The following is a 26106-nucleotide window of genomic DNA, read 5'->3' as shown; positions in this document are numbered from 1 at the left end:
TATTCCTTAGGGAATGTTCTCTTTTTGTTTTGCATAACCATTTGTAGACAGGTAATCCTAAGCGTAGCTATAACATGAATGTTCTGAAACAGAATTTTTATCATGATTTATAGTCATGTTTAGGATAGGACGGATGATGGTATGCATTGGAGAAAGCAATGGGTAATGCGGGGCTGTGTGTTTCTAATTATATGTGTGTTAAGCGGTTGTGTACTGGATCGACAATATACTCCTGAGCAGATTTTTAGAAGAGCTGTTGCAGGAATGGCTGGCAGAGAGAGGATAACATTTAGCGGACAGACTGGAATCAGAACTGACGGCGGTCTGCCTACGGCTAAACAGTTTGAATATCGCGGGAAGCTAAGAAATCACGATGAATTAATCATGCACTGGGGATCTACAGAGGCTTTCCGTAAGCAAGGCGACTATGTAGCACTAAAAGAAGATAAGTCCGAGCCTGGTGTTACACATGAACGATTTCTTCGTCAAAATGGGAGATGGATTGCGCTGACATCTGGGGATACTTCTATGGTTCAAAATGGCATGTTAAATCGCTTCAATCCGATTCAGGAGCTCGAGGAATTAAATACACTGAATAAGAGCATTCGTATGGAAAAGGGAGCTGCCCGGGGAACTTGGGTGGTGAGGATTGAACCAGAGCCTGCCTCGGCAAAGCGTTGGTTAAAAGAACGTTTAATGGAAGAGATGAATACGTTAAATCCTCAAATCAGGATATTAAAAACGCAGCATACAGAAACGAACCAAGAGCTGCAACAAAAGCTGAGCCAAGTATGGAAGCAGAGTTGTGAGGATATGAACAACCAGCTGGAGCATTCCAGTGTGCAGACTGTGTACCATTTAACTATAGATCGCCAAACGGGTTTACCCTTAAAGCTGTCATCAGAATGCCGAATTTCCCGACAGGTTGCGAATGAAGAGCTGCATCAAGAGGTTCTGATCACCCGAGTTGCTTTTGAGGACTACAAGTAACGGAGCGGGCATGATACAATGGAATTTGAATTAACCGTTGTTCAAAAAGAGTGAAATAAAGAAGGAGAGACACTACATGAAAGATCCTAGAATACTTAAGCTGGCGGAAAATCTGGTAGGTTACTCTGTTGAAGTGCAGCCTGGAGAAAATGTATTGATCGAAATGATTGGTACAGAGCGTGACTTGCTTAACGCCATCATTCATGAAGTTGGTAAAAAAGGCGGAAATGTTTTTGTTCAGCTTACAGATCGTAAGGTGCAGAGCGCTATGCTTCGCAATGCGACAAAGGAAATGCTGGAAACTTGGGCTGAAATTGACCTCAACCGGATGAAACAAATGCACTGTTACATCGGAATTCGTGCAGGCGAAAATGTAAATGATCTGTCAGATGTACCGGAAGATAAAATGAAAATGTATAATTCAATTTATCAGCATGCGGTACATAGCGAACAACGAGTGAAACACACAAAATGGGTAGTGCTGCGTTATCCGAATGACAGCATGGCTCAATTGGCCAATATCAGCACCGAAGCATTCGAAGATTTTTATTTCGATGTATGTAACCTGGATTACGCGAAAATGGACAAGGCTCAAGATGCATTGGCAGACTTGATGAACCGGACAGACAAAGTACGGATCAGCGGTCCAGGTACTGACTTGAGCTTCTCTATCAAGCAAATCGGAGCCATTAAGTGTTCGGGTCAATGCAATATTCCTGATGGCGAAGTATACAGCGCGCCTGTACGTGATTCAGTTAACGGAACTATTAGCTATAATGCACAAACCCTGTATAATGGAATTACCTTTGAGAATGTTAAATTCCGTTTTGAAAATGGTAAAATCGTGGAAGCGACAAGCAACGATACAAAGCGGTTAAATGATATTCTCGATTCCGATGAGGGAGCACGCTATATTGGCGAGTTTGCCATCGGGTTTAACCCACACATTTTACACCCAATGAAGGATATTCTGTTTGACGAGAAGATTGCAGGCAGCTTGCACTTTACACCAGGTCAAGCTTATGAAACGGCGGATAATGGTAACCGTTCTTCGATTCATTGGGATTTGGTATTGATTCAGCGTCCGGAATATGGTGGCGGTGAAATTTATTTTGATGATGTTTTAATCCGTAAGGACGGCATATTTGTGCTACCTGAGCTGGAGCCTTTAAATCCTGAAAACTTGAAATAACGATATCTGTTCTTGCTGAGAAAGCGATTTCAATGTATCATAATGAATGAGCATTGATACACGACAATCCAGTAAAGCGAGGGATCTTACTATGTCCAACAATAATGCGGCGGTTGTTGAAATTGCACAGACGGCGAGCAAATTCACTTCTTCCATCGTCCTTCATTCCGAAAATAAGTATATTGATGTGAAAAGTATACTGGGCTTGTTTACGACGTTGGTCAGCAGTCACAGTTATGAGCTGCATGTTCACGGACCTGACGCCGAGGAAGCCAAAAAAGCGATTATTGAGGTGTTCCAGAAGCACGGGCTGCACATTTCAGTAGCCACCTAACTTATTGAGGAAGCAAAAGCATCCCTACCTGTAACTGTAGGGATGCTTTTTTTGTCAGGTTCTTGTATTAGCCTGCAATTTGGTCTAATATTAAGGTTAGGACGTCTTGTGCGACATTGAGACATAGGGGGGAAGAATCCATGACTTCATCTGATTTGCAGGAACAATTGAATATCAAGGCCATTAATCTGCTTCAGGAAGATGCAGATAAAATAAAGAAGCTTATTGAAGTACAGATGGAGAATCTGGCAACCCGTTATTGCCCTCTCTATGAGGAAGTGCTGGATACTCAGATGTACGGATTTTCCAAGGAAGTGGATTTTGCGGTTCGCGCCGGACTTCTTCCGGAAATGGTAGGTAAACAGCTGGTCAGTGAGCTGGAACGCAATCTGGCTATTCTATATGAGGCCATGAATAATAAGGCTAATTAGGAAGACGGTTGAATTGATGAGAGCATGCGAAGTTTGAGAGCATGCTTTTTTTGATGCCATTTTTTAAAAAGGGGACGAGAGGTTGCTTATAGCGTTCACCTTTGCCCTTGAATTTTACAGTTTAAGGGGTTATATCGTCTTAAAAATTCAAGGGCATTAGTGATCAGAAGAATAAATGAAACACGAAGAAGTCACTACAATGTAATCTACATTTTAAACTTTGGAAGCTACACCAGGAAGAAGGATACACCCAACAATACATACACTACCAGTAGCATGAGTCCCTCATACCAGTTGGTTGAGCCGTCCTGAGTGATGGATTTGGCGATAAATACAGCGACGGCAATGGCTACCAATTCAATGGTGGTGAAAACGATATTCATCGTGTTTCCCATAAAGTAACTGACAAAAATCAGCACAGGGGCAACGAATAGGGCAATTTGCAAACTGCTGCCGACAGCAATTTCAACAGATGCACCGATTTTGTTCTTCATGGCTAGTAAAATGGCAGCGCTATGTTCGGCCGCATTACCAATAATAGCGACAAGAAATGCACCCACAAACAATTCGCTGAGTCCAAATTGAGTCGTAAATACTTCCAGTGTACCTACCAGCCATTCGCTGACAAAAGCGACCATAACGGTAGCGAGTACCAAATAGGCAATGGATTTATTTCTAGACCATACAGGGGCATGCTCATGCGGCAATTCTTCATCTTTTTGTTCGGTCACGTCAGCTAAATAGTCCTTATGCGTAATCATAGAAAAAATAAGCCACGCAATATACGCGACAATGAGCGTGCCTGCAACAATGAGACTGAGTGTATCTGACTCGCTATCCGTGATCACATGTGTGTTCAGAAAGACAGCTGGAACGAACAAGGCAATAACAGCCACAATCATCAGGGAGCCGCTTAATCCAGCCAGCGATATATTGAAATTTTGCACTTTATATTTCAATCCGCCAGCGAACAGACTCGCTCCGAGCACCAGCAGCAGATTGCCGATGATCGAACCCGTAAGACTGGCCTTTACCATATCGTAAAGACCTTCTTTGACGAGAAAAATGGCGATGATCAGCTCGGCTGCGTTACCAAAGGTGGCATTTAAGAATCCACCTAAACGTTGACCAGCATAATGAGCAACACTTTCAGTCGCCCTACCGAGAAAACCGGCTACGAATACAACAGAAATCGCACAAATGACAAATTGGGCTATGGCATTCCAATGTGTGTAATGAGCGACTGCACTAAGAGCAAATGTCGCTATAAGCAAAGCGGGAGATAACCATTTTTTCAATGAAGAGCACCTCGATATCAATAGATGTGTACAAGTTTGGTGAATACTGTCACTTGTATGGATTTTTCTAAATTAATATACCCAAAATGATATAGGTTGTAAACGAACGATGTTTTTATACGTAAGGTTTGCATTTGGAGTGGCTGAGGCTTTACAATACAAATAAAGGATGGATGAAGGGGGACATAGGTCATGGCAGAGCAAATTCAACAACTGGAAGCAGGAAACATCAAGATTTCCAACGATGTCGTAGGAAAAATTGCCGGGATGGCCGCATTAGAGACACCAGGCATTGCTGCAATGTCAGGCGGCTTATCGGAAGGCTGGGCCAAAAGGCTGAGCGGTAAAAATGTGCAAAAGGGCGTATCAGTGGAGGTTGGACAACTGGAAGCTGCCATTGATCTACGTATTATCGTGCTCTACGAAACACCTATTCATGAGGTGTCCCGAATTCTTCAGCAAAATGTGCGAGAAGCCGTCGAAAGCATGACGGGGTTGCGGGTCGTGGAAGTGAACGTAAAAGTGGAAGGTGTCGCGTTCAAGGACGACGCAGTGTAATAGAACCACTGCATGCTAATGGACATTTTTTCACCAATGGTATAGATGCCGGGAATTCCGTGCGATAATCCGCATAAGAACACGAAAACTGGTGGTTATAAAACGCCAGTTTTCGTTTTGTGAATCTGCTGTTAACATTTTGCAGACGGACCTGTAGTTATATACATATACAAAAAAAGAACTTCCAATGCCACCGTGATTAGTGGTCATATGGAAGTTCTTTTTTTAGCGGTAACGGTTGGTTCTACGAGTTTGAAAGCGAGTGGGAACTTCATTACGGACCGTCACCCCTGTGGTGCGTTCTTGCACTGCTTGTTTGGTGTTCTCACGAGAAATACTGAGCATGATGCCCATAGAAAACATCATGACAAGCAGGGAGGAACCACCAAAGCTAATAAACGGAAGAGTTACGCCAGTGATTGGAATCGTTTGGGTTACCCCGCCGATATTAATGAAGGCCTGAATGGCGATCAAACCCATGATGCCAGTGCCCACCAACGTTCCGAACGGATCATGGCAACGCAGAGCAATGATCATGCCTCGCCAAATGAAATACAAATATAGCATTAGGAAAATGGCTGTTCCGATAAATCCGAATTCTTCACCAATAACTGAAAAGATAAAATCATTAAACGAATTGGGCAGATAATGAAGCTTGATAATGCCTTTACCAAATCCCGATCCGTTTAAGCCGCCTTCGCCAATTGCTTGGAGGGACTGCACCAGATTGTATCCTGTGCCTTGTCTATACTTCTCGGGATTAAGAAAGGCTTGAAAGCGTCCGATTTTATAATCTTGCTTGGCAGCAGTAGCTTGTCCATTTGCGCTGTCGGAATCTCCTCCAAACAACGATCCAATACCAAATACGATGGAAGCGCCTAGCACGAGCAGGATGATTGATGCTGTAATGTGTTTGACGCTGGCTCCCCCGGCATAAATGATCAGGCCGCTGGTGGCTACCAAAATAAAGCAGGAGCCTAAATCCGGTTGAAGCATGATGAGTCCTGCGACAGAGCCTACAATGACAGTTACAGGTATGTAGCCAGTCCGTAAATCTCTAAATCGATCTCCTTTTTTGACAATCAGTGCGGATAAGTAAAGGATGATGGATATCTTTGCGAGTTCTGTTGGCTGGAAGCCAATACTACCAAATCTGAGCCAGCTTTTTGCACCATTCAGAGAGCCTGTAAAAAGTACGATGATTAGCAGTAATATGGTTATGAAAAATAAAGGTACAAAAAGTTTTTTATATTTTTCCATCTTAATATTCATAGCTACCAGCATAATAAAAAGTCCAAGTATAGCAAATGCGGACTGGCGCTTTACAAAATATAAAGAGTCAAAATTGTATTCTTTATTCAGCAGAGCTACGCTGGAGCTGGAGCTAAATACCATGATTACACCGAATCCAACCAGCAACAAAGTGAGGATCAGCAATTGGAAATCCGGTGTCCCTCTTCTTCGAGTCTCCGGCTTCGTATTTCTCATATCAGCTTCCCCCGGTATTCGCCGCAAGGTATATTCCTCGCAGACGTTTATCATTTTATCGTTTATCCATTTTATCATAGTATGTTTGATAGGCTTCTGCAACCATCTGGAGCAACAGATATCACAACAATTCCATATCTGCTACAATAGGATAAAAATAAAGACTTGAGAGAAACGGCGCGTATGGGGTAAAGCTGCATGATTTATCGGAAGCTGTCCCGATGTTTTAAAAGGAGAGGTGGAACATAATGACACAACAGGCGATGGACCAAACCTGGTTTAATCAATTACAACAAAACATGGTGGAGTGGCGTAGACATTTACATAAGAATCCCGAAATTTCTTTTCAGGAAAGTAAAACTGCCGCTTTTGTAGCGGATAAGCTAGAGAGCTGGGGATTAGATGTTCGCCGACAGGTAGGGGGACACGGTGTTGTAGGTACCATTCGTGGTGCCAAACCTGGACCTGTGGTTATGTTACGCGCCGATATGGACGCTCTTCCTATTCAGGATGAAAAGGAATGTGAATATCGCTCCAGTGTGGATGGGGCCATGCATGCTTGCGGACATGACGGACATACGTCTGTTTTGCTTGGAACAGCATACTATTACAGTCTGAACCGTGATGAGCTGGAGGGAGAAATCCGGTTTTTGTTCCAGCCTGCGGAGGAATTGCTGCCTGGGGGTGCGGTTAATGTCATCAAAGATGGCGTACTGGAAGGTGTGGATGTGATTTATGGCATCCATTTATGGACACCCTTCTCGGTCGGGACCGCTGCGAGTTGTGCAGGGCCGTTGATGGCGGCTGCCGACGATTTTTATATTGAAATTGTAGGTAAGGGGGGGCATGGCGGTATGCCCCAGTCCACTAATGATAGTGTGGTGGCAGGCTCAGCTCTTGTTATGCAACTGCAGAGTATCGTAAGCCGTTCAGTCGACCCGTTAAAGCCTGCTGTGTTGACGGTGGGAACGATCCAAGGGGGCTCTGCGCAAAATATAATTGCAGAAACCTGCCGCTTGAGTGGAACCATTCGTACGTTTGATGAGCAGACCCGGACGGTCATGAAAGAGCGATTGCATGAGGTAACTGAGCTTACAGCAGCAACATATGGGACATCAGCAAAAATTCGTTACATTATGGGATACCCGCCAGTTGTTAACGATGCCCAGGAAGCATCCCGCTTTTTTAAGGAAGCAAAGCCTGTGTTCGGCGAGGGGAATGTACAGGAAGCGCCAAAGTTGATGCCTGCCGAAGATTTTGCGTATTATTTGGAACGTGTGCCAGGTTGTTTTATGTTCGTCGGGGCGGGTAATCCGGCCAAAGGAGCAATTTATCCGCATCACCATCCAAAATTTGATTTTGATGAGGATGCCATGATCAACGCAGTTCGTCTGTTTATTGCTATGTCTACCGGATATGTTGCTGGACGAAAAGAAGGGGCAATTAACGGCTAATACGAGCTAAATTGGGAAGGGTCCAATCTGGAGTATGAGCTGAATGAAATGGGGTAACCTACTCTTGAAAAGGAGGGAGTACCCATGAAAAAGGTTCAGGAAGTTATGACTAAAAAATGTGTAACGGTGACCCCACAAGACAATATTTATGAGGTTGCAGTCAAAATGAAGGACAATGATACTGGTTTTATCCCAGTTGTGGAAAGAGAAGGCAGTGACAAGTTGATCGGTGTAATAACGGACCGTGACCTTGTCGTTCGTGGTTATGCGGACAAGCATTCCGGTTCCAGCTCAGTTGATGCGGTAATGACGACAGGTATTCGTACAGCTAGTGTGGACATGTCGGTGGATCAGGCAGCTGAACTGATGGCAGAGCAGCAAATTCGTCGTTTGCCCGTGACAGAAGGAGACCGTCTGATCGGGATTGTTTCGATTGGGGATTTAGCGGTTCGTAATATTTTTGCAGACAACGCTGGAGAGGCGCTTAGCCAAATTTCCGAGCAGGTTCACTAGAAGGATAATATAGCAGGTACCAGTTTGGGACGGTCATTATCCCGAGCTTCTGATCAGGAGTTCAACCCGAATGTGGGTTGGACTCCTTGCTATTCCGGTTGATATGCGAATAAACGGATAAGCTATTTATTATAGAACTTTTGAGTGTCAGGAGGTAGTCATGAACCCAGATCATCCTTGTATTGTACAACGTGATTTTACCGTTCTGCTGGAAATGGGTTTGCCCGATTCGGAATGGGCCCGTTCACAGTTGCAGGTTTATGCAGAGCTGGTAAAAAGTCCGTCCGCTTTTCATACATATCACATCACTCCATTGTCGCTCTGGAATGCGGCCGCTCTCGGGTGGAGTGCTGAGGACATTCAAAATAGTTTGCACTCTATGTCTCGTTGGGATATTCCGCGTGATTTGTTGAGAGATATTGAACAGCTTGTATCTCGTTACGGGACGTTGACGCTGTCACGGGCAAGTGCAAAAGAAGAACAAATTTACGGCACTGATACGATTGACGCGAATCGTGATGAGCAAGAGTCAGACAGAGATACAAAGGCGAGTAAAACCAACACATACACAATAGGGGATCACTTGATCTTGACGGCAGAGACCCCAGCTTTACTGGATGAGCTATTAAACAAGAAAGAGCTAAAACAGCTTGGTTTGCTTCGCACCAATGAGACAAGTGCATCCGTACCGCCCGAAAATCGTGGCTTGCTCAAGCAGGAATTAACTCGCTTGGGATATCCTGTTGTGGATACGGCAGGTTATCTTGAGGGTAATCTGCTTCGTTTTACCTTGGGAAAGGGACAAACGGAGTTGCAGCTTCGTGATTACCAGGTGAAAGCCGCTGATGCATTTGAAGGTGCAGACGGCTTAGGGGGGAGTGGTGTACTAGTGCTCCCATGTGGAGCCGGAAAAACAGTGATCGGTATGGCAGTGATGAATCGCCTTCAGTGTGAGGTGCTCATTTTAACTTCTAATACTATCTCCGTGCGGCAATGGATCGAAGAATTGAAGCAAAAGACGAATATTCCTGTCGATTCTATCGGGGAATACAGTGGTCAGAAAAAGGAGGTCCGACCGATAACGGTGGCAACCTACCAGATTTTGACGCATCGTCGCACCAAAGACGGAGAGTTTGAACATATGAAGCTACTGAGTGAGCGGAAGTGGGGACTCATTATATATGATGAGGTACATTTGCTGCCTGCGCCAGTATTTCGAGCGACGGCTGATATTCAGGCTACCCGTCGTTTGGGATTAACAGCTACGTTAGTTCGAGAGGACGGGTGTGAGCGGGATGTGTTCTCTTTAATTGGACCCAAACGGTACGATATGCCGTGGAAGGAACTGGAACGACAGGGCTGGATTGCTCAGGTCGATTGTGTAGAGCTGCGTTTGCCCATGACCGCTGACCTTTTGGAGCGAAGTATGCGCGCTGAAGGCAGACAGCAATACCGAATTGCAGCCGAAAATCCAGCTAAGCTGGAGGCAGTACGCAGTCTAATGGAGAAACACAAGGGTCTACCCACGCTTATTATTGGTCAATATTTAGACCAGTTACGTAAATTAGCTCAGGAGCTGGACGTTCCACTGATTACGGGATCCATGACTCAGAGTGAGCGGGTGCGTTGGTTCGATGCGTTTCGAAAGAGCAGTATTCAAACCCTGTTGGTATCCAAGGTGGCGAACTTTGCGGTGGATTTGCCGGATGCAGCGGTGGCCATAGAAGTATCGGGTAGCTTTGGCTCACGTCAGGAAGAAGCGCAGCGACTTGGCCGCATTTTACGACCAAAGCCAGGCGAGAATAAAGCTTATTTTTATGCATTAGTGACAGAGAACAGTAAGGAGACGGATTTTGCAGCACGTCGTCAGCTGTTTCTGATTGAGCAGGGCTATGAATATGCGGTTCGCAGGTTTGATAGGACAATGGCTAGCAGAAGCCAGGAGGATGAGACAGAAGATGGCGGAAAGAAAAAGGAGGCCTAATCAAGGATGGGCGTAACGAATACGCAAGGCAGCTGGAATGAGCTTTCAGCGGATGAACTGCTGGTGCTTAAACGATGCTTTATCCGGCATGCTGCACAACCTATGAGGGAAGAGGAGCCTGTGCAGCTTACCCAAGGTGCTTTAAGCGGAGTCGAAACAAAACTGGCACTGCATGGGCTTCGCACCCGGGGGTGGCTGGAGGCAGTCACCAAATCGTGGGGTGAGCGGATTTTATATATTCCGATTGATCGACTACCCGCTCTGTACGATATGCTGTTAAAGCAAACTCCAATGAACGGGATACATACGGATCATCCGATAACAGTACATGAAGCAATGACAGGACTGGAGTCGGAGTTGCTGCATGTGTTGTCACGTATTGCAATACAGGGGGTTCCTTTGACGGCCAAAGGAACCATACATAAGCGGTCATTGCAAAAATTAAATGAACTGACCCCCTTTCGTCCAGAGGACCTGGAAGGACTTGGGTTGCATTATGCACATGCCGAGCTGTATCCAGTACAAACGGTGGTCATGATCGATTTACTACTTAGTTTGGGCCTGCTAGTGAAAGAAACTGTGTCTTTCCGCATTCAGGAAGCGGAACTGGCGACATGGATTCGCTTGTCTGCTGGGCAAATGCGCAAGCATATTTTTGCCACCCTCATGGAAAGGTACGGCAAGGCTGAAGCGCCCATACAGCATTTTCGCTATATGCTGTGTGCCGTCTCGCAGTATGTAGGTACGGATGGATGGGTATCTATTCAATGTCTGCTGCAATGGATGCTTCAGGTAGGCTTAATGCCGCAGAATCGTCTAAAGGGAAATGATTCTACGAACGGTACCCTTATAGACATTGTTCCTACAATCGCAAATCTCGAAGGGCCTGCGGAGGAAACGGTATCTGATTGTAATTTCAATGGACCTTTTATGGAAGATATAAAGGGTTGGTTGAAGGCCCTGACGGCTTTTGGAATGGGGGATTGGGGTCAGACCACATCAGGTGAATTGTGTTTTCGCTGGAATGTCTCTGTGACAGATCTGCTTCGTCCCTATCATGACGAGGATATACATCAAGAGCAAGGTGCCTTTTATGTGCAGCCTGATTTTGAAATATTAGTGCCGCCAGATGTCGCATATGATGTGCGCTGGCGATTGGAATGCTGCTGTGAACGTGTGACAGGAGACCGGATGGTAGTATATCGGATTACCAGAGAGAGTATTACAGAGGCAATCGAGCTGGGCATGGAGGCTAAGACGATTCCTGCTCTTTTGGACAAGTACAGTCGGACAGGGGTGCCAGAACATGTACGGCTGGCAGTAGAGCAGTGGGCAGGCGATGTCGGACGAACAACTTTTGCGACGGTAACACTTTTGCGATGCGGTACTCAGGAGGATGCGGACATGGTTGCGCGTCATCCTGCATTAGAAGGATTACTGGAGCGACTCGGCGACAAAGATTTTATTATCCCGGTGCGCTCTGCTGACAAAATAAGAAAAGCGCTCGCTGCAATTGGATTAAGTCCGCGTCTTGAGCCAAAAGGTGCGGATGAGCCAGCTCATCATTATCCACTTTTGACGGAGACAGAGAACCTAGAAGCAGGCCGTCCCCTATTTTCACAAGAGGGAAGAGCTGGTCTGGTTTACACAGGGCGTACGTTGCATTTTTATGAACAAGAGCACACCCTGCCTGATCCGTCTGACTATTTTCCAGAAAGATCTACAGTACCCTCTTCATGGACAAAAGAATGGAGGAGTTACCATACGTCCACTTCCAGGCAGTTGATGGAGCAAGCGATCCGTTGGCAGGCGGCGGTGGGATTGCGCATTAGTGGGAAAGAGGTTAAATGGATACCGGAATCGGTGGTTTCGGGCGATCCCTGGAGTGTCACAGGCTGGTACGCCTCAGGAATGGATGAGAAAACATCTTCTCATGCAACCTTGCAGCCAAGGGATTGGTCCGAGATGAGGTTGTTGGTTCCTTTTACATAGTCGTGTCAGGAAGTGCATGAAACTCCTTCTTCTCAAAAGAAGGATGTGGTATGATAAATGAGTCTACTTTTATTGGGTAGAACTTTATATAAAGTGAGATGACATTCATGAGCGTAGCCGAATTGAACACGGTCAATATGGCAGAAGTGCTTATTAACGCCTATGAATTGGGCGATATGGTCAACCGGTCCTTTGAGGTATCGGATTATTTATATTGGAAGCAGCGTGTGGAATTGAATCCGTCTATTCAGGCGTGTGTACGCAAGCTGGATGCCAAAAAGGAGCTTTTCGCTGAAACGGAGCGTTTTGGGCATTTTCATCCCAACTATCATGAAGCGAAGGACGCAGTGCAGGTCGTTGAACTGGAGCTAGAACAATTTGAGGCTGTTAAGGAGTTCAAACGGGCCGAAAAGGCGCTGGATGATATGCTTCATGCCATGTCTGAAACGATTGCATATTCCGTGTCCGAGACCATTAAGGTGCCGAGCAACGATCCGAATGTGAAAAAGGGCGGATGCGGCAGCGGAGGAAAATGCTCCTGCGGATAGGCCATAGGAATGATACGGAGGGGAGATGAAGCGAATGTTTGCCGAGCGGACAGGGTACATCATTTGGGTAAGCGATATCAAGGCTGCCCGCAATCTGGAGAAATACGGAAATGTCCACTATATTTCAAAGCGTATGCATTATGTAGTTATTTATATGAATGCGGATCGGGCAGAGGACACCGTTAAAAATATTCGCAGACTTTCCTATGTACGTAAGGTTGAGCGCTCTTTCCGAAATGAGATTAGGACGGAGTACAACGACGATAAGGAAAAGATGAAAGAATATGAAATATAAGCTTTGATTGTCTATACATTCAGCATTCTTAAAAAAAGGTCAGCCTACGGGCTGGCTTTTTTTTGTGAAGCCAGGACTTTTGCATACTAATCTTAATGCTGTTAGACCTAAAAAATCTTTAAAAAACACCCATAAACTTCAATTTTGTAACTTGTAGTCCCGGGTCTGTTGAGGTAACATATGAATATATTGGTAGATATAAAGACCTATCTGGTGGGGAGAGTGATCCCGTGCGTGACAAGGCAATGCAGCGATGGAGTACATACGAACCGTTCTACGTGGAGATGGGCGATAAGAAAGTCGCCGATATCGTGATTACAAATCATGCGAAAACACGTTATTTAGATCGGGTAGAGCAGAAACAGTCCGAGACGAATCATATCGCCGCCTGGCTTTGGGAGTGCCTGAAGCAAAACAGGATGGAGTCCTACTATCATAATGAAGAGGATGTATATTTAATTGATGGTGATCTGGTCGTTGTCGCCGAATTTGGTGAGTTGCCAGGTGAGATGGACATTGCGGGAAATCCGCTTCATAAGATGATTATCATTACCTTTTTGGGTCGGATGTCAGAGACTATCGAATTGAGGGACTTAAAATCTTACTATTCATGGCTGCGCCATTCGCGGCGCATGACACTGATGAAAAGCACTCGTAAGCAAAAATAGACGGTGATTTGGCGAACGGTTCCATTAAAACCGCGCTCATTGACACCGTCGAGTTTGAGTAGAAGTATGCAGTTATCAGCTGCATGCTTTTTTATTTTGCAAGCATATACTCCTCATTTCGGTAAGTTTACTCGGAAATTGTTCGCAGACGTTTTTCTTATGCTAAAATAAGGAGATCAGAGGGGAGAGGGCTGTCAATATGAACTTTCATCAGCTGCACATTTTTTATACCGTAGCGGAGCGCGGAAGCTTCTCGGCGGCGGCGCAAGCGCTGCATATGACGCAACCTGCGGTGACGATGCAAATTCAATCTTTGGAAGATTACTTTGGCACGAAGCTACTGCACCGATCGACTAAAAAAATTGAGCTTTCGGAGGCAGGAGCGACATTACTTCCTTTTGCAAAAAGAAGTATGCAACTGATCAGGGAAGCTGACGAGGCAATGTCTGCTTTTACTCACATGCTGGAGGGAAGATTGCATATTGGCGCTAGCCTAACGATTGGTGAATATATTGTGCCAAGAATGTTGGGCCCGTTTGGTCAGGAGTACCCTCACATACGCATGGCAATGAATGTAATGAATACGACTCAAATTATGGATGATATACTAAAGCATCAGTTGAATTTAGGGCTGATTGAGGCCCCGGTACAACACCCGGATATTGTGGTGGAATCTGTGATGCAGGACGAACTGAAGCTGATTGTTCCTTCGGGGCATGTGTTAGCCAAGGCCAAAAAAGTAGTTTTAGAAGATGTATTCAAGCATCCTTTTGTAGCTAGAGAAAAAGGTTCTGGTACACGACAAGTCATAGAAGACGGGCTCAAAAATCGTGGTGCGGATGCCTCTCGACTTGATATTGTAATGGAGATGGGCAGCACTGGAGCGGTCAAATCAGCGGTAGAGGCAGGACTGGGGATTACTATGCTGTCACCTTCTTCAGTCAAACATGAGGTTGCGCTCGGGTTGTTGAAAATTGTAAATATTTCAGATATTACCTTCAAACGAGAGTTTTATGCGATTCATCTGAAATCAGCTTTGTTGCCAATCCCGGTAGTAACTTTTTTATCTTACTTGCGTCGTCATGATCAGGGATTGGACGTATTCGAGGACTCGCAGGACAAACTTGTAGTGATGAAAGAGGAGGAGCAATTGCGTAATGAAGGAACAGATTAATTCACAACGATATGATCTACATACACACACCCAAGCATCTGACGGTATGCAATCACCTGCTGATAATGTGCGCTGGGCGAAGGAAAAAGGGTTGGCCGGTGTGGCTATTACAGATCATGATACGGTGGCCGGTTTGGAGGAAGCCTTGGAGGAGGGAAGACGCATTGGAATGACCGTGGTGCCGGGTGTGGAAATCAGTACACGTGCTGGTGGCAAAGATATTCATATACTAGGTTATTTTATGGATTACCGTAATAAAATATTTTTGGAACGGTTGGAAAAGCTGAGACAGGCGCGGGATACCCGTAATGATTTGATTTTGAGTCGATTGCGTAGCTTGGGCGTGGAAATCACGCTAGATGAGGTGGTGGCTACAATGGGCAGACCACTAGCGCCAGATGAAAGCATTGGACGTCCGCATATGGCAGATACCCTGGTTCAAAAAGGTTACGCGAAGGACATGCGTGATGCGTTTGACCGTTACTTGGCAGAAGGTGCGCCCGGATACGTATCTGTACCCCGTGTAGAGCCTGCGGAGGCTATAAGCTGGATTCGTGAAGCAGGAGGAGTGCCTGTAGTGGCCCACCCTGGCTTGTATGGAAATGATGAACTGGTGCGCTCCATTATAGAGGCAGCGAAGCCTGTAGGGTTGGAGGTGAGCCATTCAGACCATGATGCTGAGGCTGAGAGCCGATATACTGCAATGGCGCTGCACTATGGGCTTATCGCAACAGGCGGCTCGGATTTTCACGGTGCACGCCAAGGTGTGATTTTCCACGGTGATCTGGGTAGCCGTAGTGTGGAAGGTCAGGTTGTCGAGGAATTGAGAAAGGCTGCTGTTGGACAAAAGTAAATGAGAAAAAGCCCCTTGCCTACCGCATGGAACACTAGAAGTGTACGTGCAACGGGCAAAGGGCTTTTTTTGTTGATTCCATATGCTGGTGGAACCTAGCCGTTTTTGATGCGGTTCGGCAGCTTTTTGACCAGTTCCTCATTAGGTGTGATAAAGAGCGTACGCTGATGATCGTAGATGACAAAGCCGGGCTTCGCACCGCTTGGTTTGCGTACATGCCGAATCAAGGTGGCATCTACGGGTACGCTGCTAGACTGCTTGGCTTGGCTGAAATAGGCAGCCAGTTGAGCGGCTTCCTCCAACGTTGCGTCTCCGAATTTCTCGGCACGAATAACGACGTGTGACCCTGGAATATCCTTTGTATGCAGCCACGTGTCATTGGGTCCGGCCAGTCGGTTGGTCACATATTCATTCTGCAAGTTATTTTTGCCGACCAGCAGCTCGATGCCTTCGGATGATGTATATACGTGCAAGGTCGGGCGGTCATTTTTCTTCTTTTTCTTTCCTTTTTTAACCCGATCTCTGAGATAGCCCTGCTGAACCAGCTCTTCACGTATTTCCTCAATGTCGTTAATAGAGGCATGGGCTAGCTGCTGAAGAAGATTGTCCATATAACGAATTTCTTCGTGTGTTTTTGCTAGTTGTTCGTCAATGACAGCCAGGCTGTTTTTATATTTGTTGTACTTTTTAAAATAACGTTGTGCATTATCTGAAGGGTTGAGTAGCGGGTCCAATGGAATGCTGATCGCACCCTGTTCCTCGTCATAAAAGTTAGTGAGTGTTACTTCCTTGTCTCCCTTTTTTACCTCATGCAGTGAAGCGAACAGGAGCTCTCCGTAAATCCGAAATTGATCGGCATCTTCCGCTTCGGCCAAATCTTGATGGAGATGATCGAGTTTTTTTACGTTTTTGCTCCGCTCGTTTTGTAGAAACCGCAGTAGGTCGCTAACCTTTTGCTTAACCGTGTCCCTTTCTGCTTTTTCACCGAAAAAGTCCTCCATACACTCACTGATGGTAGCGTATTCCTTACGTTCTCCTTCGATCAGCGTCAGTGGAATGGCTGAAAATATTACTTTATCTTGTGCGTTCAGTCCAGATACTGGCTGAAAACGATGATTCCGCACGTCATCCATAATGTCACTGAATGTCCTCCACAGTCGACGATCCTTGTCACCAGATGCTTCTTCGTTAGATGCTCGGATTAGTATCTCTTCAGCAATAAGGGGACTAAGTCCGGTAAAAGTGTTCACGAGCCAGCGTTTGGGAGCTTCTTCGGCCTCAAGGGCTGCTTGATACGAGGAGATGAAGGCTGCTTCTTCGACTTCTAGTGGATTCAGCTTATTTTGTTCAGGAGGCTCTGTGTATTGAAAGCCTGGCATAACGACCCGATAGCTGCTGATAGAGGGTGTGACATGATGAATGCCATCCAGCATCATACCTGTTTCCGGGTCAAGCAAAATAATATTGCTATGTCTACCCATCACTTCAATAATAATGCGCTTCAATGAAATATCCCCCAGCTCATCACGCTGACGTATATCCATATGAATAATGCGCTCCATGCCCACCTGCGTGATGTTCTCAATAATGCCTCCTTCGCAATGTTTGCGAAGAAGCATACAAAACATGGGAGCTTCTGTCGGATTGAGAAAGCTTTGCTCTGTAAAATGTACGCGCGGAAATGTCGGATTAGCCGACAGCAACAGCTTTACACTCCCGCCTTGTGCCCGCAGGTTCAGCACGATATCGCGTTCGTTTGGCTGATGTATTTTATTAATGCGCCCGCCCCGGATGGCTTGCAGTTCGTGTACGATAGCGCGGGTTACGATTCCGTCCAATGCCATAATGTATGTTCTCCTTTGAAGCAAATGTATTTTCGCCTTCCTTCTATGATACATAACTTTGGGACAAAACTTAAGCGGCTTTGTGATATTTCGAGTCCTGTCCGAATAGATTGAATCAAGAAAGTCTGTCCAGCATATCAGCAATCGTGGCACAAAAATAGAATAACGGGCAGCCATCCTACGCACAACCGACGGAAACGGACTATCTGACCGGGAGGGAATTGGGGAGAATGGAACAAGCACACTGGCACCAATTAAGCAATGAACAGCTTTCAACTAGTCTGGAAGTCGACCCGAAGCAGGGTCTTTCGGAGGAACAGATTGCGGAACGAAGAGAAAGGACGGGTTGGAATGAGCTGAGCGAGGGCAAGCGTGTTTCGGCAATTTTGCTGCTGCTCAACCAGTTCAAGGATTTTATGATGCTTGTATTGATGGGAGCGACCCTGATCTCTGGCCTACTCGGCGAGTATCTGGATGCGATTACCATTATTGCTATCGTTGTGCTAAATGGAATTCTCGGCTTTGTGCAGGAATTCAGAGCTGAACGTTCATTGCGAGCTTTAAGACAGCTTTCGGCTCCAACCGCCAAGGTGCTGCGAGGCGGAAAACGAATACATGTTCAGGCCAGAGAGCTGGTGCCGGGCGATATCGTGCTGCTGGAAAGTGGTGATCGTATCCCTGCAGATGTAAGGTGGTTGAGTACAAATGGCTGTGATGTTGAGGAGTCTGCCCTGACAGGTGAATCGGTTCCTGTGAGTAAGCATTCCCGTCCTATTCATGCCGCCGAAGTACCTCTTGGGGACCAAAAGAACATCGGTTTTATGGGCACCATGATGACCAGAGGCACCGCACAAGGCGTGGTCATTCGCACAGGCATGAGTACCGAAATGGGAAAGATCGCAGACTTGATCGAAAATACGGAGTCGCAGGAGACACCGTTACAGCACAGACTGGAACAATTGGGCAAAATTTTGATTATTGTGGCGTTAGCGCTAACCGTGCTCGTGGTCATAGCGGGTATTTTGCATGGTCAGCCAGCCATGAGCATGTTTTTGGCCGGCGTGAGCTTGGCTGTGGCAGCCATACCAGAAGGATTGCCCGCGATTGTAACCATTGCACTCGCTTTGGGTGTACAGCGTATGATCAAACGCAAGGCCATTGTGCGCAAGCTGCCTTCCGTTGAGACGCTCGGCTGTGCGTCTGTCATTTGCTCTGACAAAACGGGCACACTGACCCAAAATAAAATGACAGTCACCAAGCTGTGGCTGGATGGTCGTTTCTGGGGAGTTACCGGGGAAGGTTATGATCCACACGGTCATATTATGGACAGGGATCTTCCGGCCGACCTAAAAAACGGACAATCCTTGCGTAGATTGCTGCAAGCTAGTGTACTTTGTAATAATGCGGAGATTGTTCAAGCTGACATAGATGAGCTGCGTTCAAAAAAGAAAACCAAAGAGCCGATGCCTTCCGCTGTTTGGGAGCTGAAAGGTGATCCGACAGAAGGAGCGCTGGTCACGTTAGCTGCCAAAGGCGGAGTCACGCGACAAGGGCTATACGAACTGTACACACGGGAGCGAGAATTTCCTTTTGACTCAGATCGGAAGCGGATGTCGGTACTCGTACGCCACCAGGGAGGACATATTGTATTTGCCAAAGGAGCGCCAGACGTGCTACTGGGTCAGTGCTCTTACATTTTATGGGAAGGGAATGTCGTTCCGTTAACGGGTACGCTGCGCCAAAAGGTATTGGCAGCCAATGAAGGTATGGCATCGGAGGCGCTGCGTGTACTTGGCGTCGCTTACCGTGATATCCGCTCGCATGAGCGTGTCTCTACGGTTGAGGAGGCTGAAACACAGCTGATTTTTATCGGCCTGACCGGCATGATTGATCCGCCACGCCGCGAGGTTCGCGAGGCCATTGGCAAGTGCCGTCGTGCCGGCATTCGCACGGTGATGATTACGGGCGATCATGGTACAACTGCGGAGGCCATTGCACAGCAGCTGGGCATTCTCCAACGCGGCTCAAATGTATTGACAGGACAGCAACTGTCTCTCATGGATGATGCGGCGTTGGATAACGTTGTTGATACCGTCTCTGTGTATGCGCGGGTGTCGCCGGAACACAAGCTGAGAATTGTCAAGTCGCTGCAAAGACGCGGACATGTCGTAGCTATGACCGGAGATGGCGTCAATGACGCACCTGCGATCAAGGCATCGGATATCGGTATTGCCATGGGCATTACAGGAACAGACGTGACCAAAGAAGCAGCTGCACTTGTACTGAGTGACGATAATTTCTCAACGATTGTAGCGGCAATTGAGGAAGGACGAAATATTTACGAGAACATCCGTAAATTCATTCGTTATCTACTCGCCTCCAATGTTGGCGAAATTTTGACGATGTTCTTTGCCATGATGGCTGGGCTGCCGCTACCTTTGTTACCCATTCAGATTTTGTGGGTGAACCTGGTAACTGACGGTTTGCCAGCGATGGCTCTGGGTGTGGATCAGCCGGAAAAGGATCTTATGGAACATAGGCCTCGTGGCGCAAAGGAAAATATTTTTGCACGTCGACTTGGCTGGAAAATTATTAGTCGCGGTCTGTTGATTGGCTTATGTACACTTGCGGCCTTTTGGTTGACATTACGGATTGCTCCGAATGATGCAGGGCAATTGATCAAAGCGCAGTCGGTTGCATTTGCTACGTTAGTGCTGGCGCAGTTAATTCATGTATTTGATTGCCGTAGCTCCCGCTCCGTTTTCCATCGTAATCCGTTTCAAAATAGTTATCTCGTGCTTGCCGTACTGTCCTCCATTGTACTGATGCTGGTTGTAATGTATGTGCCTGTGCTGCAACCTATTTTCAAAACGGTACCCCTTGGTTTACGTGAATGGGCACTATCTATTGTCGCAGCTGGAATTCCTACGTTCCTGATGGGAGCGGGAAGTGTATGGGGCGGTCGACGTAACCGTCGTCACGGCGGAAATACACGATTTTCAGCGGGACGTACAAAGTTCTCAGCCTAGAATTCGGGTCTTGCATATCGCATCGCTTTCCCGCTTTTGCCCTGTATGATATTATGGGATCAAAGCTTCAAGAGGAGCATGACATCAGCAGCAACGGCGGGGGGAAGCTATGGAATTCACTAAAATGAATGGTCTGGGTAATGATTTTATCGTTTGGTACGGGCATCAGGAATTGCCGTCTGACGCCTCGGAATTAGCTGTTCGGCTATGTGATCGACATTTTGGTATTGGCGCCGATGGATTGGTATATATATTGCCGTCTGAAAAAGCAGATTTTCGCATGCGCATCATTAACTCAGACGGCTCGGAGGCCGAGCAATGCGGTAACGCTATTCGTTGTGCTGCCAAATATGTGTATGACCGTAAGCATATCAACCGTGAACAGATCACGATTGAGACGCTGGGTGCAGGTGTGCAACAGGTTGAACTGACTGTGGAAAACGGAACTGTACGAATGGTAAAGGTAGATATGGGAGAGCCGATTCTGGAAGGATTGAAAATTCCAACTACACTCGATTTGACTAACGTAATAGATGAGCCCATTGAAGCTGGAGGAAGTGGTTTTCGCTTTACGGCTGTTTCTATGGGAAATCCGCACTGTGTCATTTATGTTGAGGATGCGCCTAGCTTTGATCTGGAGGCCTGGGGGCCAAAGCTGGAGTGTCATCCATTGTTCCCTAAAAAAACAAATGTTGAGTTCGCCACGGTACGGAGTCGGAAGCGTATAGATATGAGGGTATGGGAGAGGGGAGCAGGACCTACGCTAGCCTGTGGAACCGGAGCCTGTGCTACGCTTGTTGCTTCTGTACTAAATGGATACAGCGACCGCCGCGCCATGGTAAGCCTAGAGGGCGGCGATCTGGATATTGAATGGAGCGAGGATGATAACCACATTTATATGACAGGTCCGGCTGAGATTGTATTCGAAGGTCGTCTATTCTGAATTGATGTGAATGATAAGAATAGCCCGTAAATGACCTAAGAATATATAGAAGTGAAGGGGAAGAAGACCTGAGTAGGTCTTCTTTTTTTGTCCTTTTATGCCGCTGTTTACTGGGGAAATGGTGAACCAAGCGATATTCTGTCTTTTTTTGACGTCTGAACAATGTATAATATAGAAAATGAGAAAACGATAAGGAGGCCGTTCATAGTGCGGAAATTTCGTTGGATTTCAGCAGTTGCAGTCCTCATACTTGTAGCCACCGCGCTTCCGGTTCAAGCGGCGACTATTCCTGCTGCCACGGGAACGACGGACAAGCAGGTGGGCTCGCTAACTCCGACAGTCGTAAGCCGTTTAGAAAAAGCAGTACAAGAACTTATCGGTTCAAAAGCTGCATTTCAATTTGACGATGTAACGGATATGGGGAAAACCTGGATTGTCGAGGGTGAATTGGAAGACGGAACAGCTACGTTGCAGACAGAATATAATAAAGAGAAAAACAGAGTAGATTCTACAACTATACGATATAAAATAAGTAGTTTGGGAAAGGCGATGAACGCGCCACTCAAGGCAAAAGTATTAAACAGCGCCAAAGCGTTTGACAGCAAGCGTCCCTTACAATTTGAAGCATTCTGGCGGGTCAAATCCCCCTATCAGTCCAACAAGCCTTCGAATTACTGGGTATTCTGGGGGGCAGGAGAAAAAGCTTCCTCATTGTATGTTGATGTGGATCAAGGTAATGCTATTACCGTCAATGCGGACTATGCGCTGAGACAGGTGGACCCAGTATTATTGAACCGTGCAATGAACACATTTAAGCGAGTGAGTGGACAGCGAATCACAGTGCAGCATGCCTCACGCTACAAGGATGAGAAAAATGGGCTTTCTTATTGGTCGTTCGAGGATGCAAGCGAGGCGAATGAGGTCAAAATTGGAGCGGTAACTGGAAAAGTGCTGGCTGTATCCACCTCTGGGATGGACTGGAATGATAACGCAGATTTCAAAAAATCTTTTGCAAGTCCAAAATATACCGCCGCCGAAGCATTGAAGCTGGTCAAGCCTAAGGTTCAACTATTGTTCAATATCAATGTGTCCGGCTATAAAGTGAATGTTCAAGGAAATCAATATACGTTCTCCAAGCAGCAAAAGGGGACGGATTCTATTGTGGCTAAAGTAAATAAAAAAGGGACTTTTTACGAGTTTTCTCTCCATTCTTCTGATGGGAAAATGCTATGAAAATGTAGTGGTAAATAGAAAATGATCAATTAAGCTGCCTTACTCCTGGTATCATTTTGTCGGGACGTGAGGCGGCTTTTTTTGTTTTTGGCTTATGTTTGTAGTCTCTTTATGTTACATTAGTATGAAAATAAAGAGCGGGGTGGAGCAGAGGACATGAAACCGGATTTGCGTACTGTGCTGAATCGTGAAATTATTGTCGGAGACGGCGCTATGGGGACTTTTTTGTACCAGCTAGGATTTCCAGTAAATACGTCTTACGAAGAACTGAACATTACTTCGCCTGATGTTATATCAGACGTACATGGTCAGTATTTAAATGCAGGAGCACGATTGCTGGAGACGAATACATTCTCTGCAAATGATTATAAGTTAGCCCGCTTTGGACTGGAATCTAAGGTGGAAGAGATTAATCGTGCTGGTGTGCGAATTGCCAAGGCTGCTGCCGGACCTGAACATTATGTAGTAGGTGCGGTCGGTTCCATATGCGGAGGCAAACGTCTTAACATATCCAAGCTGGAGCTGTCAAGAAACTACGAGCAGCAGATCGATGCCCTTCTTTCCGAAGGGGTTGACGGCATTTTATGCGAAACGTTTTATTCACTGGACGAAATGCGCATTGCGCTTCACAGTGTACGTAAATACAGTGACATTCCGGTAATTTGTCAATTTGCAGTCGATCAGGTTGGTCGTACCCAAGATGGTTTTCTAGTGTCAGAAGCTTTTTCAACACTGCGTAGTGAAGGAGCTGACATCCTCGGGTTTAACTGTCACTCCGGTCCGCAGGGAATTATGAGTGTAATGGAGCAGCTGGATGGTCCTTTGTCTGTACCGCTGTCTGTATATCCAAATGCGGGACTGGCAGATTATGTGGACGGTCACTATGTATACGGTGCATCACCTGAATATTTCGGAGAATGTGCCACGTCCTTTGTAGATCTCGGGACCAGGCTGATTGGTGGTTGTTGCGGAACTACGCCAGACCATATTGCTGCTATTTCCAAAGCTTTAAAAAATTTGCAACCGCCCCCGTTGGCTCCAAAAGAAGCTTTGTCGACAGAGTCCATTCATGTGGTGGAGCAGACAGCAAATGAAGGGGGACGAGGCAATGGCAGACATGCCGGCGAACCCAACATTGTGGATCTGGTTAAGGAACGGCATACTGTCATTGTAGAACTGGATCCTCCGCGAGATCTGGACATTACCCGGTTTATGCAAGGTGCGCATGCCTTGAAGAAAGCCGGAGCCGATGCACTTACACTTGCTGACAATTCGCTCGCAGTCACTCGTATGAGCAACATGGCGCTTGGGCATCTGGTTAGTATTGAAACAGGCTTGCGTCCATTAATTCATATCGCATGTCGTGACCGTAATCTGATTGGTACTCAATCCCACATGATGGGTTTTGACGCACTGGGTATTGACCATGTACTGGCGGTTACTGGTGATCCGGCGCGGTTTGGTGATTTACCAGGCGCCAGTTCGGTGTATGATATGACATCTTTTGAAATCATACGCATGATCAAGCAGCTAAATGATGGCGTCGCATTTTCCGGTAAACCACTCAAGCAGAAAGCTAATTTTGTGGTGGGAGCTGCTTTTAATCCGAATGTTAAGCATTTGGGTAAAGCCGTACAGCGGTTGGAAAAGAAAATTGCCTCCGGGGCCGATTATATTATGACCCAGCCTGTTTACGATCCTGAGCTGATTATAGCCATTGCAGAAGAGACACGGCATTTGGAAATACCGATTTTTATCGGTATTATGCCGCTGGCTAGTGGCCGCAATGCAGAATACTTGCACAATGAAGTGCCAGGCATTCAGTTATCCGATGAGGTGCGTGCACGTATGTCGGGACTAGAGGGCCCGGAAGGACGAGCAATGGGCGTGTCTATTGCCAAGGAGCTGCTTGATACGGCCATGGAACATTTTAATGGGATCTATTTCATGACTCCTTTTATGTTCTATGAAATGACAGCTGAGCTGACTTCATATGTATGGGAAAAATCAGGCCGAGTACAGGCCCCCTTGTTTCGACTATAATAATCAATTACAATAGTATAATGGATGTGATGCCGATGTCATTGAGTATGACCGGATACGGTCAAGCCATCCTTCATCATGAGGGGTATAAAGTGCGCTTGGAATTGAAATCGGTCAATCACCGCTATTGCGAAGTGATGATGAGAATTCCACGTGAATGGACTCGTTATGAAGATGGCTTGAGAAGAACGGTTCAACAGCAGATTAAACGCGGTCGTATCGATGTTTTCATCCACAGGGAACGTGATGAAGAACAGATACCCGCCGCACGGTTGAATGACACTGTGGTGCAGGCTTACCTGCGTGCAGCGGAGCAGCTGGCGGATCGTTATGGCGTGAAAGGAACGTTAGGTATAAGTGATATCCTTGCTTTGCCTGATGTTCTGGGTGAGCCTGGAGAGGCTTGCAATGGAGACGAAGATGACTGGGAAGAGCAGCTACAGCGAGCTTTGAACGAAGCTTTGCAAGGTTTGCTGGAGATGAGAAGGCGAGAAGGCGGGCATTTGGTACAAGATGTGGAATCCCGCATTTTACGTTTGGAATCCTTTCATCATGAAATGGCGGTGTTGGCTCCTCATGTTGTGAGCGACTACCGTAACAGGCTGAAGAACAGGCTTAAAGAGCTTCAGGACGGTTCATTTACGCTTGATGAACATAAGTTCGGAATGGAGATTGCGTTATTCGCGGATCGCAGCAATATTGATGAGGAGCTTACCCGGCTTCAAAGTCATTTTGGACAGTGCAAAAGATTGCTGCTGTCGGACGAGCCGGCCGGTCGCAAATTAGATTTTTTAATCCAGGAAATGAACAGGGAAGTCAACACGATCGGCTCTAAGGCTAATCATCTCACATTAGTTAACTTGGTCGTTGAGATGAAAGCAGAGCTCGAAAAAATTCGTGAGCAGGCTGCAAATATTGAGTAGCTACCTGGTAGCGGCACGGCTGCAATAGTCACATGTATAGGGGGAAAGACCTGAATATGGCAATCAAATTGATCAATATTGGCTTTGGCAATATCGTGTCGGCCAACCGAATAATCTCCATCGTCAGTCCGGAGTCTGCTCCGATCAAGCGGATTATACAGGAAGCCAGGGACCGTCATATGCTAATTGATGCTACCTATGGCCGCCGGACACGGGCTGTTATTATTACAGACAGTGATCATGTAATCCTGTCTGCGGTGCAGCCGGAGACGGTCGCTCATCGCCTATCCACTAAAGATGATGACAATGACGAATAAAA

The 26106-nt window shown here is 46.4% G+C and carries 23 protein-coding genes; 20 read left to right on the top strand and 3 right to left on the bottom strand.

The genetic code is table 11. The annotated features are described in order from the left end of the window. Positions 1-165 precede the first annotated feature (165 nt). From MKX36_RS15520 to MKX36_RS15505, 4 genes are all read left to right on the top strand, one after another. Positions 166-990, top strand: coding sequence for a hypothetical protein (locus MKX36_RS15520; protein ID WP_340866111.1), 825 nt, complete (start codon positions 166-168; stop codon positions 988-990). A 76-nt stretch (positions 991-1066) separates the two neighbouring features. Further along, positions 1067-2182 (top strand): aminopeptidase, encoded by a 1116-nt coding sequence (locus MKX36_RS15515; RefSeq protein ID WP_013371870.1) that lies wholly within the window; start codon positions 1067-1069, stop codon positions 2180-2182. A 91-nt stretch (positions 2183-2273) separates the two neighbouring features. Then, on the top strand, positions 2274-2516 hold the full coding sequence (locus MKX36_RS15510; RefSeq protein WP_013371869.1) for an HPr family phosphocarrier protein: 243 nt from the start codon (positions 2274-2276) through the stop codon (positions 2514-2516). Positions 2517-2656: 140 nt separating this feature from the next. Then, on the top strand, positions 2657-2947 hold the full coding sequence (locus MKX36_RS15505; RefSeq protein WP_007431028.1) for a YlaN family protein: 291 nt from the start codon (positions 2657-2659) through the stop codon (positions 2945-2947). A gap of 227 nt (positions 2948-3174) precedes the next feature. Here MKX36_RS15505 and cax read toward each other — a convergent pair whose 3' ends face one another. After that, the gene (gene cax / locus MKX36_RS15500) at positions 3175-4245 is read right to left on the bottom strand and encodes a calcium/proton exchanger (RefSeq protein WP_013371868.1); all 1071 of its coding nucleotides are present in this window, start codon (positions 4243-4245) and stop codon (positions 3175-3177) included. Positions 4246-4437: 192 nt separating this feature from the next. On the opposite strand from cax, the gene MKX36_RS15495 reads away from it, so the two are divergent. Next, complete coding sequence (locus MKX36_RS15495; protein WP_013310912.1) at positions 4438-4803, top strand: Asp23/Gls24 family envelope stress response protein; 366 nt, start codon at positions 4438-4440, stop codon at positions 4801-4803. Between the two features lie 225 nt (positions 4804-5028). On the opposite strand, the gene ftsW is transcribed toward MKX36_RS15495, so the two are convergent. After that, positions 5029-6291, bottom strand: a complete 1263-nt coding sequence (gene ftsW / locus MKX36_RS15490; RefSeq protein WP_016822369.1) for a putative lipid II flippase FtsW — start codon at positions 6289-6291, stop codon at positions 5029-5031. A 248-nt stretch (positions 6292-6539) separates the two neighbouring features. On the opposite strand from ftsW, the gene MKX36_RS15485 reads away from it, so the two are divergent. From MKX36_RS15485 to MKX36_RS15445, 9 genes are all read left to right on the top strand, one after another. Next, positions 6540-7745, top strand: coding sequence for a M20 family metallopeptidase (locus MKX36_RS15485; RefSeq protein ID WP_340864982.1), 1206 nt, complete (start codon positions 6540-6542; stop codon positions 7743-7745). A gap of 84 nt (positions 7746-7829) precedes the next feature. Next, complete coding sequence (locus tag MKX36_RS15480) at positions 7830-8258, top strand: CBS domain-containing protein (RefSeq protein WP_025365208.1); 429 nt, start codon at positions 7830-7832, stop codon at positions 8256-8258. Between the two features lie 160 nt (positions 8259-8418). Further along, the gene (locus MKX36_RS15475) at positions 8419-10242 is read left to right on the top strand and encodes a DNA repair helicase XPB (protein ID WP_016822367.1); all 1824 of its coding nucleotides are present in this window, start codon (positions 8419-8421) and stop codon (positions 10240-10242) included. 6 nt (positions 10243-10248) lie between these two features. Continuing rightward, on the top strand, positions 10249-12234 hold the full coding sequence (locus MKX36_RS15470) for a helicase-associated domain-containing protein (protein ID WP_340864981.1): 1986 nt from the start codon (positions 10249-10251) through the stop codon (positions 12232-12234). A 107-nt stretch (positions 12235-12341) separates the two neighbouring features. Beyond that, positions 12342-12782: a YlbF family regulator gene (locus MKX36_RS15465; RefSeq protein WP_016822365.1), complete on the top strand. Its 441-nt coding sequence runs from the start codon at positions 12342-12344 to the stop codon at positions 12780-12782. Positions 12783-12816: 34 nt separating this feature from the next. Then, entirely contained in the window at positions 12817-13077 is a 261-nt protein-coding gene (locus MKX36_RS15460; RefSeq protein ID WP_017427798.1) for a YlbG family protein, read from the top strand. A gap of 230 nt (positions 13078-13307) precedes the next feature. Beyond that, the gene (locus MKX36_RS15455; RefSeq protein WP_013371860.1) at positions 13308-13745 is read left to right on the top strand and encodes a hypothetical protein; all 438 of its coding nucleotides are present in this window, start codon (positions 13308-13310) and stop codon (positions 13743-13745) included. 199 nt (positions 13746-13944) lie between these two features. After that, complete coding sequence (locus MKX36_RS15450; RefSeq protein ID WP_016822363.1) at positions 13945-14919, top strand: selenium metabolism-associated LysR family transcriptional regulator; 975 nt, start codon at positions 13945-13947, stop codon at positions 14917-14919. After that, entirely contained in the window at positions 14903-15772 is an 870-nt protein-coding gene (locus MKX36_RS15445) for a PHP domain-containing protein (RefSeq protein WP_031461723.1), read from the top strand. The genes MKX36_RS15450 and MKX36_RS15445 overlap by 17 nt, the downstream gene beginning before the upstream one ends. 95 nt (positions 15773-15867) lie before the next feature. Here MKX36_RS15445 and MKX36_RS15440 read toward each other — a convergent pair whose 3' ends face one another. Further along, entirely contained in the window at positions 15868-17616 is a 1749-nt protein-coding gene (locus MKX36_RS15440; protein ID WP_340864980.1) for an Rqc2 family fibronectin-binding protein, read from the bottom strand. A 230-nt stretch (positions 17617-17846) separates the two neighbouring features. On the opposite strand from MKX36_RS15440, the gene MKX36_RS15435 reads away from it, so the two are divergent. From MKX36_RS15435 to remA, 6 genes are all read left to right on the top strand, one after another. Continuing rightward, complete coding sequence (locus MKX36_RS15435) at positions 17847-20645, top strand: calcium-translocating P-type ATPase, SERCA-type (protein WP_340864979.1); 2799 nt, start codon at positions 17847-17849, stop codon at positions 20643-20645. Between the two features lie 109 nt (positions 20646-20754). Further along, a complete protein-coding gene (gene dapF / locus MKX36_RS15430; RefSeq protein ID WP_290404797.1) occupies positions 20755-21588 on the top strand; it encodes a diaminopimelate epimerase in 834 nt (277 codons plus the stop codon). 207 nt (positions 21589-21795) lie between these two features. After that, positions 21796-22821 (top strand): hypothetical protein, encoded by a 1026-nt coding sequence (locus MKX36_RS15425; protein WP_025365204.1) that lies wholly within the window; start codon positions 21796-21798, stop codon positions 22819-22821. Between the two features lie 156 nt (positions 22822-22977). Further along, complete coding sequence (locus tag MKX36_RS15420) at positions 22978-24864, top strand: bifunctional homocysteine S-methyltransferase/methylenetetrahydrofolate reductase (RefSeq protein WP_340864978.1); 1887 nt, start codon at positions 22978-22980, stop codon at positions 24862-24864. A gap of 35 nt (positions 24865-24899) precedes the next feature. Beyond that, entirely contained in the window at positions 24900-25787 is an 888-nt protein-coding gene (locus tag MKX36_RS15415; RefSeq protein ID WP_090890041.1) for a YicC/YloC family endoribonuclease, read from the top strand. A 56-nt stretch (positions 25788-25843) separates the two neighbouring features. Beyond that, entirely contained in the window at positions 25844-26104 is a 261-nt protein-coding gene (gene remA, locus MKX36_RS15410) for an extracellular matrix/biofilm regulator RemA (RefSeq protein ID WP_005548256.1), read from the top strand. The last annotated feature ends 2 nt before the right edge of the window (positions 26105-26106 follow it).

The sequence above is a fragment of the Paenibacillus sp. FSL W8-0439 genome, assembly GCF_038008995.1.
GTDB lineage: Bacteria > Bacillota > Bacilli > Paenibacillales > Paenibacillaceae > Paenibacillus > Paenibacillus polymyxa.
This window is presented reverse-complemented; position numbering and strand designations above follow the sequence as displayed.